Annotated in this window: 10 protein-coding genes and 2 pseudogenes; 9 read left to right on the top strand and 3 right to left on the bottom strand. The window is 42.7% G+C overall.

The window, feature by feature from the left end; all coding sequences use genetic code 11:
* On the bottom strand, nucleotides 1-135 hold a 135-nt coding region (tnpA, locus tag C6Y40_RS25575), incomplete at its 3' end, for an IS66 family insertion sequence element accessory protein TnpA (RefSeq protein WP_420836923.1).
* Between the two features lie 97 nt (nucleotides 136-232).
* Here tnpA and C6Y40_RS13150 point away from each other — a divergent pair.
* Nucleotides 233-847: pseudogene (locus C6Y40_RS13150) on the top strand (DUF885 domain-containing protein); the annotation flags it as partial.
* Nucleotides 848-988: 141 nt separating this feature from the next.
* Nucleotides 989-1,321 carry a PLP-dependent transferase gene (locus tag C6Y40_RS25570; protein WP_105934975.1) on the top strand — a complete coding sequence of 111 codons (333 nt, stop codon included), beginning with the start codon at nucleotides 989-991 and terminating at the stop codon, nucleotides 1,319-1,321.
* Here C6Y40_RS25570 and C6Y40_RS25210 read toward each other — a convergent pair.
* Nucleotides 1,231-1,542 (bottom strand): annotated as a pseudogene (locus C6Y40_RS25210) (TonB-dependent receptor domain-containing protein); the annotation flags it as partial. The gene C6Y40_RS25570 and the pseudogene C6Y40_RS25210 sit on opposite strands and share 91 nt — an antisense overlap.
* Before the next feature lie 214 nt (nucleotides 1,543-1,756).
* Nucleotides 1,757-3,277 carry an Hsp70 family protein gene (locus C6Y40_RS13135; RefSeq protein ID WP_105934974.1) on the bottom strand — a complete coding sequence of 507 codons (1,521 nt, stop codon included), beginning with the start codon at nucleotides 3,275-3,277 and terminating at the stop codon, nucleotides 1,757-1,759.
* A 568-nt stretch (nucleotides 3,278-3,845) separates the two neighbouring features.
* Here C6Y40_RS13135 and C6Y40_RS13130 point away from each other — a divergent pair.
* The 7 genes from C6Y40_RS13130 to C6Y40_RS13100 all read left to right on the top strand — a co-directional run.
* Nucleotides 3,846-5,204: a tyrosine-type recombinase/integrase gene (locus tag C6Y40_RS13130; protein ID WP_105934973.1), complete on the top strand. Its 1,359-nt coding sequence runs from the start codon at nucleotides 3,846-3,848 to the stop codon at nucleotides 5,202-5,204.
* A 183-nt stretch (nucleotides 5,205-5,387) separates the two neighbouring features.
* Nucleotides 5,388-6,260 (top strand): TIGR04255 family protein, encoded by an 873-nt coding sequence (locus tag C6Y40_RS13125; protein ID WP_105934972.1) that lies wholly within the window; start codon nucleotides 5,388-5,390, stop codon nucleotides 6,258-6,260.
* 1 nt (nucleotide 6,261) lies between these two features.
* Entirely contained in the window at nucleotides 6,262-6,858 is a 597-nt protein-coding gene (locus C6Y40_RS13120; RefSeq protein WP_105934971.1) for a hypothetical protein, read from the top strand.
* Nucleotides 6,859-6,867: 9 nt separating this feature from the next.
* The gene (locus C6Y40_RS13115; protein ID WP_146129568.1) at nucleotides 6,868-7,740 is read left to right on the top strand and encodes a hypothetical protein; all 873 of its coding nucleotides are present in this window, start codon (nucleotides 6,868-6,870) and stop codon (nucleotides 7,738-7,740) included.
* 346 nt (nucleotides 7,741-8,086) lie between these two features.
* A complete protein-coding gene (locus C6Y40_RS13110; RefSeq protein WP_105934969.1) occupies nucleotides 8,087-8,356 on the top strand; it encodes a hypothetical protein in 270 nt (89 codons plus the stop codon).
* Nucleotides 8,357-8,634: 278 nt separating this feature from the next.
* Entirely contained in the window at nucleotides 8,635-9,288 is a 654-nt protein-coding gene (locus tag C6Y40_RS24625) for a nucleotidyltransferase domain-containing protein (RefSeq protein WP_146129567.1), read from the top strand.
* Between the two features lie 69 nt (nucleotides 9,289-9,357).
* Nucleotides 9,358-9,923: IS5 family transposase (locus C6Y40_RS13100; RefSeq protein ID WP_105934963.1), on the top strand; the 566-nt coding region annotated here is incomplete at its 3' end.

Here is a 9,923-nt window from a genome sequence, read left to right as displayed (position 1 = left end):
TTTTTTACGCCACAGATAGAAGTTTGATACTGTTAACGCATGCTGTGCACAAAATTCACTGACCGACAGTTCGCTTGCTGCTTGCTTATCAACCAATACCTGCCATTGCTCGCGTGTACGTCTTTTTGTTGCCATCAATAAAGTCTCCGTTAGTAAAATCTACGGGGACTATTTTACGGGGTAGTTCAATGAGGAAAAGACGGTCTAAATTGATCGCTTACACTTTGCCGGCTCGCCGGATGGCAGCACACCGGGTGTGTACTATGCTCACCTGATAGACATGACCACCATGCCTAAGAACGAAATGGAGGCAATCGCCTACCACGAAGGCAACCCCGGCCATCATATGCAAATTTCCATTGCTCAGGAACTGGAAGGTGTTCCTAAATTCAGAACCACGTCGTTCTTTAACAGTTATGTTGAAGGCTGGGCGTTGTATGCAGAGCTGGTGGCTAAGGAAATGGGCGGCTACCAGAATCCTATGTCTGATTTTGGCCGCTTAGTCTCTGAAATGTGGCGCGCTATCCGTTTGGTGGTAGACACCGGCATTCATGCCAAAGGCTGGACAGAAGAACAGGCTAATCAGTTCTTCAGAGATAACTCGCCCATTTCTGATGGTGCGATAAAAACCGAAGTGCAGCGCTATTTTGTGTGGCCGGGTCAGGCGACTTCCTACAAAATCGGCATGCTGAAAATTCTTGAACTACGAGAGAAAGCCGAGACCGAGCTGGGCGATAAGTTTGATATCCGCGCCTTCCACGATGTGATCCTCGGCAGTGGCGCGGTGCCTCTGACCATTTTAGAACGCATGGTAGATAACTGGATTGCTGAGGAAAAAGCCGCTTAGTTCATCACCACCGTAACAAAGCCGGCATATTCGCCGGCTTTTTTGATGATGTCGCTTAATTAGCAGAATATTAAGACCACGAGCTTGTACGCCACCAACAATTGCGGGCAAGGTGGTATAAAATATTCAAAATACAACAACATGAGAATTTCACAGCAGGATCTCGATATTTGTTGTGGGCCTGAAGCCTTTGTCTCGCAAACGGATATCCAACCCGTAACACAACCCATTCACCAGACTTCGCTGTTCTCCTACAGCAAGTTTGAAAACCTCTGCGCCGCGCTGGTCAATGAATACAGCACACCGGTTTATACACGTGGGCGAAATCCAACAATGACCAGTGTGGAAAAGAAACTTGCTGCCCTTGAGCGGGGCGAAGCATGCAAACTGTTTGCTTCCGGCATGGGCGCTATTAGTGCGGCGATTACCGACTGGTATACACTAAACCGGGCTTCCAGGTTATTCGCGCTGTAAGCAGCAGAGGCTTCGATATTGGTCACTTTTTCAGGTTTAAGATCGCCCGCCACCACTGGAATATCTTCGCCATCGTAAAGGTACTCATCGATAGTAAAACCATCGCCAATTTCTTTGCCTCTGGCGGCCTGAGCAAACCCAAGGCCAAGCGTCCAGGCATCAGATAACTGATAGGATAAGCCGGCATTCAGGCTAATTTCGTTGTCATCCAGACCTGCGGCAACAACACCTGACGCCAGTGAACACACAGCACCAGCTAATACTAAATTTTTCAAGGGAATGTCCTTCTGACTCTACGACTTAGAAATAAGAAGCATTCTCATCTTCCTATCCAACAAAGGACATTACTTTTACAACTGTTACATTCTGTGCACCAAACCATTAAGTGAAAAGGAAATCGTTAACCTGTAGCGTAACTAATCCGCCCATAAGCTTTTAACGGGGCGTTTGAGTACCACTTACTCTGTATGCCTGAATCGCCAGACCTTCACATACAGAGTTAAAAGCGTCATTTTCGAGCAGTGGTAACCCTGCCAGTAGCCCAGTGGACAGTGTGTCGCGCAGAACAGGAGACAAACTCATGCCACCGGTGATCATAACCACCTCTGGCTCAATATCGGTTTGAGCCAGACACTCTTTTATTAGACGAATCACCTTACTTAGCCAGGATTGCATTGACTGAGCTAACATCTGATTGTCGATACTAATGCTGAAGTCTGGCTCTATGTACGACAAAGGCAAAGTAATTTGTGCTTTCGACGACAATAACTCCTTCGCCATTCGCGCTGAGTTCACTACTCTGGCCGAAAGCTTCTCTTCCTGAATAATCAGCAGTCGCTCAAGCAGTTTAGGCTCTTTAACAATCGACATGGTTTGCATGATTTCCAGCCCGTATTCGTCTGAAAAGAACCGGGTGAGCTTGGGAATATCATCTACGGCGCACATATCAGAAAAATAAGTGGGCGGCACAGGCAGCCCGTTCTGCATCGACAGGTCTTGCCCCAAATGCGGCGCAATGGCTTTTAGCACCAGATTTTTATCACACTCCATTCCGCCCAAACGCTTGCCTGTTACACCTAGTACCGGCTTGTTGTGTTGTTCTGGCTGCGCTGACTCTGAGCCTAATCGGATACAGCAAATATCCGTTGTCCCGCCACCCACATCCACCACCAGCGTAGTGGTTTCTTTTGCTAACGTACGCTCAATTTTGTAGGCCGCGGCGATGGGCTCTTCAAGGAAACTAACGTTGTTAAACCCGGCCAACGCTGCAGCTTGTTGCATGATATTTATCGCTTGCACATTGCCGGTCTCTCCGCGTGTTCCGTGGAATTTAACCGGCCTGCCAATTACCGCCGTATCGACTGCTTGCTGAAGTTGTGCTTCTGCACACTGGCGAAAATAACCAAGCTGTTTGGCAATCATTCCAACAAACGCTTCCTGCTGTTGGGCGTCTAAGCTCGCGCCCAGAAAGTTCTTTGGTGAATAGATTAACCGGCCCTTCTGAGGTGTGGCCAGAAAACGTCTGAAGCCTTCTTCACCAAAGGCAAAAGTACCGGTTTCCACTAACTGCTTAAGCGACAAATTCTGAACGGTGAGATCTTTCAGCAGTAATTGAATTGCGCGCTTTTGTAACCCAGGGCGGTCGTGAAACTGACCGCGCAGGCTTTCTATTCTGTCGCTATAGACCTGTTGCTCGTTAGGATCCTTAGCTTCATAAAAACGCTGCTTTTCTTTTTCGATTTGCTCACCGATAGCGCGCTGTAGCTGCGCCACTTTGGCTTCGACAATCTCATCGGGCGGCGTGGGCAATTCGTCCGGGTAATAAATAAAAATCGACGAGCGAATTTTATTCCCGTCTTTTACCTGAGGATCGAGTTTTACGTGAGAGTGATGATTACCGTCAAAAAATGCCACTTCTGAATTGGACGTACCGTAATCAATACCTATTGCCGCCATGCTTTGCCTGTATTTCTGAGATTAACGTTTTGCTCTATCGAGAATTCGAGCTTGCACATGCTCATTATCGTCGGGGATCATGACGGACTGATAATAAAGTGCAATCCATTTTTCTGCATTTTTGCTCAGTAAAAGCGAGCCCATTGGCTAATTAAAGTTGGTCATCGGCCTGAGATTGAGACTCACGGGTACCTGTGGGCTTATCAAGTAGCGCGCTCGCGTGTACCGTTTGCTGAGAAATTTCTAACGCCGGGATCAAAAAACCCTCGCATTTCTGCAAGGACTTCTGTGATGGTGCCTCGACCCGGGATCGCGACTCACGGTTACCGGCAGGCGACACGCGCGTGTCCCGTTTACTGAGAAATTTCTAACGCCGGGATCAAAAAAGCCCTCGCATTTCTGCAAGGGCTTCTGTGATGGTGCCTCGACCCGGGATCGAACCAGGGACACGCGGATTTTCAATAGACAGCTTAGCCATAAAAATGATATAAATCAAAAACCTAATTAAAACATAAAATAGCTTTGCAAATTCTTTGCAAATCAACATATAACCTGTTCTACTAGCAGCATGGCTAAACAGATTGCTAGACATGACATAAACGACACGCTGTACATCTTCAAACAAGATAACAGCGAACGTTGGTATGCGCGATTTGTACTGTTCAATACGTGGTACTGCAAATCAACTAAAAAGAAAGATAAAGACGAAGCCATCGCTATGGCACATCGAATATTTCTCGACCACGAAATCCGAATCGAAACCAATACGCTAGTTCAAAGCAAAAGATTCCGGTATGTAGCGGAAAGAGTTATTGAAAAACTTGAACGAGAGCTTAATGTCACCTCTCCTGAAAAACCCAAGGAACGAATCCCTGAGACCTTGATTGACTTTATAGAGAGCCAGGAAGGGAACAAAAATACCGAAAAGAAATTTCGTCATGACTACTCCCTAGCTCTCCGCAAATATCACATCCCCTACTTTGACAGAACATACGTTACATCGATAGACCAAGACGCCATTAAAAAATTTGATGAGTGGCGTATTAAACAATTCGGCAGAACACCGGCTTCATCAACGTTAAAGACCCATAATGCTGCGCTTAACTTAGTGTTTAAAGAAGCTATTGAACACAAGTGGATGATACCGATACAAGTGCCAGTATTGTCGTCGAAAGGTAAATCTGGAACACGCCGAGCCGCATTCTCAGAAGAAGAGTATGACGCTGTAATTGATGGTATTTACGAAAGTGAACGTTACGCTCACACCGAGAAGACAAGGCAAATCAGAGAGCTACTTTATGATTACTGTGAGATTGCAGTAAATACCGGCATCCGTCCGGGCACAGAGATGGAAAGCATCACCTGGGGTGATATAGAACTAAAAGCCCAAGGAAGTAAAGCACAGTTCTTTATCAACGTACGCAAAGGTAAAACAACTAAACACACTGGCACACGAAAAATCGTCTGCAAAAAAGATGTCATTGGCGCGATATCCCGACTCCGCGAACGGTTTCCACATAGAACACCAAGTCAAAAATTATTCCGATTGGCTAACGGTGAAACAACACCACAGTTAGGCAAGGCATTTGAAAAGGTTCTTCAGAATAACAACCTTAAAACGCATTCAGATGTACCAAGGACACTATACTCGTTACGCCACACATACATTACATGGCAACTGCTGGCAGGCACAAGCATGGACGTTATAGCCAAGCAATGCGGTACAAGCGTAGCAATGATTGAACAGCACTACAGCCACGTAAAGCCCGAAATGTTTGCAGATGCCTTATCTGGTGTCACCTTCAACAATGAAAAACCAAAACCAATATCAAAAAAAGCTTCGCAATATCAAGCAAATGTCTCAAAGCGAGATGAGAAACGTTTTAAAGAGTGGGCCGCAGAGTACAAAAGACGCGGCTGCATTTAAAAAACAACCATAACATATTGATTAATATAATTTACTCATATTAACCGATACATGCTTGCGATGCTTTTCGACAAGTAGCATTGTAAAAGAGTAAGCTTCTGAACTATCTTAGTTTTAAAATGTCAAAAAAAGTGTAAAATCTGCGCTTCAGATTGAAGCTTGTAAGAAAAGCGAGGGAGAAGGATGAAGAAAGTTTTAACAGATGCCCCACTTGTTCAGGCTCTGATAGATTTGAGATTTTCTGAAATCCCTAGTTTATCTTCGATACCTGCAGATGTGATAAATAAAATCCATGAAGCCATGATAGGCGTTGGCTTTGCGGAAAAAATTGAGAGCAAAGGTCAGTCGGTATCAATTAGGTTTGATCAAGCTACACAACAGGCAACTCAAGAGATAACTCCGGTTAACAGATACCTCTTCAGAGCCGCAGGTGAACGTTCCATTATTGAATTGAGTAAAAGCTCATTAATTTATAAATCGACGGAATACGGCACATTCGAGGACTTCTATAAAAAATTTGATGAAGTTTTATCATCTCTTATTGAGCTTGTTCCAACTCTGAATAAATCTTTACTTAAGCGGGTTGGTTTGCGTTACATAGACGTAATTGTTCCAGATTCAGGTAATACTCTTGAGGACTTTATCTCAGATGGATTGTTGGCACCGAAGCTTAATGAGCCAATTGACGGTTGCAAACACATTCATGGTTTAACTTCTAAAGTTGTAGAAGTTAATCAGAATAAGATGTTGCGAGTAGCATTAGAGGAACTACCAGTTGAAAATCGTTCTATCAGAAAAATATTACCTGACGAGCTTGTTGAGCCAGACCAGAATTGCGGACTAGTAATAAAGGGGCAGGCTGCTTGGGCAAATACCAGTAGCCCGACATACGGAATTTTAGATATAGACCATACTTTTAATTTTGAAGCTAGCCCAGCATTCTCAATTGATAGTATTCGTGAGGCAACTAATGGTTTGTACAACCAATCCAAAGATGTATTTTGGTCTTTGATTAAACAGCCGGCTTTGGATATTTGGGGTTATAAGGAGATATAAAATGTGGAGTAGCACTAGCTCTGTCGGTAAAACGGCAACATCTGTAGTATTAAGTAGTTTATGCTTTAGTACCTATGCTGAGGTTCCGCAGAATATTCCTGAAAATAAAATTGTACAATCTGACAGATCTGGTACTGCTTGGCAGTACCGTCTGATTGCCCAAGAACTTTCTTCACATGCAAAGCCGAAAGCAGATGTGGTAAGTATCTCTGAGATAGTAAAAAGAGCTAAAGTTCAACTTGGTTTGCCTAACAAAGACATAGCAAATATTTTTCTTGTTAGCCGTCAGACTATACAGACATACCTCAAAGGTAGTGACACGTCTCATACAGTTAACAATCAGACCAAAAATAGAGCTCTACACGTTTTGGAAGTGCTCGAATCTATAAAAGACAATTTTGAAAAAAGTCCTGGAGCGATGGCGAAGAATTACACTATTGATAACTCCAGCCTGCTGGATTTGCTTTCAGCACAAAATCTTGAGGTAAATAAAATTCAAACTATATCTCGCGAACTCGGAAAAAAACTATCAAGTACTGCGAGTTCAGACCAACCGAACAATAATGAGACGCTCTTCGACTTAACTAGAACCGTTTAGGGAAGCTCGGTGCATTCGTTTGGTCAAAAACTACTACATGAATTAGGCGTGGAGCAATGCGCATCTTTTTTTTGTGCATCAGTCCCTATGGATACGAGACTTAACTGGGCTAACTCTCTTCCAAAGATTGAGTTTCGTGAAGATGTAAAGAAGCTAAAGGACACATCTATATTCCTCATACTTTCCCAGAATTGTGATATTGCATGCAGAAATGACAAGTTAGATTCTCATGTGGAGGTATGTGTATGCAAAAAGATAAAAGAAAAGGAAAAGCATGCTGGAAACATGTTTGTTGGTAGCGCCCGGAAACTTCAATTCTCAATTGGGGATGATTGGTACGAAGCTAACGTAGATCTTATCCTTTCGGTAAATAAAGAAGAGCTTTACGCAACTCTACATACACATAACGTAGATATTCTGGCTCCTTCTGAGCAATTACTCCAAATAGCGCCATTGTGGCGTGCAAACAGATATACCAGAACCGCTTTACCAGATAATTTCAATGCCCGCCTGTTTCCAATACTGGATGAAAACTTGCATCGCTTGCAGGCTAACGCAATTGTTCCAACTGAAATGACAGCAAGCTATCTCAGAGCAATATACATTCGCGTTACACCGATGACGGAAGAAGAGAGTTATAACTTTGCTCTTTTTGCATTGTTACGAGCTGATACACCTGACGATATATTGAGTAGCATCCAAGAATCAGTTGAAGATTTTGCTCAAGCCTTAGAGGAAGCCTCTGGTTTCACTGACGAGAGCGATATCTATGCCGACAGGGACTCGAATACTTTTGTTTCGTACTTAAACAGTTATTTGCGCTTGAATTTAGATAGGCACTCGCTAGCTGAAGGTGATTCTGATATCGGACCGGAGCTTTAGTTCTATTGAACTAGACGAGCTGATAGAACGTCCGTAATGGCGATAGAACCGCTTTTTAGAGGTAATGTTAATGCTCTCTTCACAGTACCCATGATAGGCTCTGTACGTGTTGTAGAATAAGTGACGTTAATAAGCATTAACGTTACCTATAACAAATAATTTTTTTAAATTAGACCATCTGGTAATTGTTTGGATACATAAAGTGTTCTGCGCAAAAAAAAACAATGTCACGTTTACGAAATAACTAATATCGACCATTAAAACTGTACCCAGGTACAGTATACATTTAAGATATCCTTGACATACTTAGTTCTCACATTGGTTACAATTAACAAGGAAATTTGCAATGAGAGACTTAACTTTAGACGAGTTAAAGACAGTAAGCGGTGGTGAGGATAATATTTCTTTCGGCGATGCTGTTGGTATGGGGTCATTTGCTGGTGGTGCCGGTGCTGCAGCTGCAGGAGCTGAGTTAGCAGTTGTTGGAAGCGCTGCGCTTGCTGGAGGGTTAATTGTTGGATCTGGATATGCAGGCTATGAGTTTGGCAACTGGATTGGTGCAGATGATTTCGGTTCGTGGCTAGGCGGTGAAATTTACGACTGGTTTAATAGCTGATATATTTTCAACGGGTGTCCTTCCAAAGTGTTGGAAGGACCACGCACTTACTGGGAGTTATTATGATAAAAGTTAATTTTTCGGTCACAAGAACAGTCCTTGTCATGCTAACCTTTTTAGCTATGTGTCTTGCCATTTATTATTCGGATTTTAGAGTTGCAGACAGGGGGCGTGATCTCTTAATAATATTATTAACACCACTTATGGCATTGTTTGGAGTCTTCATTGCAAAAGACTCGAAAAAAAAAGAATAAAGGCTTTAGTTTTAATGCTCACATATGGAAAATGAAAACATTCAGGCGTTAAAAGAAATATTGGTAAGTTTATGTTCAGAGCAAGACATTAATATATCTACACTCTTTCTACATGGCTCTCATGCTTCGGGAACTGCGTCACTAGACTCTGACATAGATGCTATTGTACTTGACGATAAATGTGTAAAATCACGAAAAGTACAAGTTAGGTATAAAAATCATTTAATACAGCTAATTGTTATGAGCAGCAGTGAAGCTTTAGATGCTCTTCACTTCTCTCGTGCACGTTCAGCTCCATTTTTTGCTGTTAGCTTTGATACGTCCATAGTTCTTATTGATAATGACGGATTAGGTGAATATATCAAAACTATTTCAAAGCAAATACTCAAGTTGGGCCCTTTACCTGCTCACCCTCAAGAAATAGAGTTAAAAAGAATTTCGTTCCTCAACTTTCTCAATGATGGAACTAGAAAAAAATATACAGGTAGTACAATTCCAGAATCTATACTATGGGCGTCACAAGTCATAAATATGTGTTTCGATCTATTAGTTATTTATGCTGACGAATGGAGGTTTAACAATTCCAGATTCAAGGGTGAAATACTTAGGAAAACTTTTTTTTCGATTAGAAGCGAACTCCTTGAATGCCTTTTACTAAGGCGTGTTGATCTTTCGTGATTGGTTTTTGAGCAGCATGGTAAAGAGTTATAATTTGCTTCGCCAAAAGTAAAAGAACAACTCACTACCATGCCGAGACTAATGCTAACTGATAAGCGGTGGCAAAAGCTACTTCAAGTAATGAAGAGTACAGGCCGCATTTACAATAAACCAGAACATAGAATGACGTTTGAAGGGATACTCTTCCGGCTGAGAACAGGAATTCCTTGGCGTGATTTACCAACAGAATTCGGCGGTTGGAGCGCCGTTTATCGCCGATTCAATTTATGGTCGAAGAAAGGTTTATTGAACATGTTATTCAATGAGTTAGCCAAACTATCTGATTACGACTGGGTCTTTGCTGATGGTTCGATTGTCAAAGCTCATCAGCATAGTGCCGGAGCAGGTACTAAGGATAATGAGTGCATTGGAAAAAGCCGAGGTGGTAACTCCACAAAAATCCATTTAGCCGTGGATAGTGGTGGGCTTCCAATTTATTTTGAACTATCAGAAGGCCAGAGAAATGATATAGCTCGGGCTCAAAGTCTGGTTGACCATTTAAGGGAAGTAAACATTTTCGTAGGTGACAAAGGCTACGATAGTGACGCATTAAGAGAATATATTGAAGCCAAAGGAGGTATCTCCGTCATACCTAA

The organism is Marisediminitalea alba (assembly GCF_002993365.1).
Classification (GTDB): Bacteria; Pseudomonadota; Gammaproteobacteria; order Enterobacterales; family Alteromonadaceae; genus Alteromonas; species Alteromonas alba.
The sequence above is the reverse complement of the archived record's forward strand: the minus strand, read 5'-3'. Positions and strand labels throughout refer to the sequence as shown.

What these genes read in the sequence shown, in the direction of transcription:
- C6Y40_RS13110 (WP_105934969.1), top strand. Translation starts at nt 8,087, where the DNA reads ATGAGAGACTTAACTTTAGACGAGTTAAAGACAGTAAGCGGTGGTGAG.
- C6Y40_RS13125 (WP_105934972.1), top strand. Translation starts at nt 5,388, where the DNA reads ATGAAGAAAGTTTTAACAGATGCCCCACTTGTTCAGGCTCTGATAGAT.
- C6Y40_RS25570 (WP_105934975.1), top strand. Translation starts at nt 989, where the DNA reads ATGAGAATTTCACAGCAGGATCTCGATATTTGTTGTGGGCCTGAAGCC.
- C6Y40_RS24625 (WP_146129567.1), top strand. Translation starts at nt 8,635, where the DNA reads ATGGAAAATGAAAACATTCAGGCGTTAAAAGAAATATTGGTAAGTTTA.
- C6Y40_RS13120 (WP_105934971.1), top strand. Translation starts at nt 6,262, where the DNA reads ATGTGGAGTAGCACTAGCTCTGTCGGTAAAACGGCAACATCTGTAGTA.
- C6Y40_RS13130 (WP_105934973.1), top strand. Translation starts at nt 3,846, where the DNA reads ATGGCTAAACAGATTGCTAGACATGACATAAACGACACGCTGTACATC.
- C6Y40_RS13135 (WP_105934974.1), bottom strand. Translation starts at nt 3,277, where the DNA reads ATGGCGGCAATAGGTATTGATTACGGTACGTCCAATTCAGAAGTGGCA.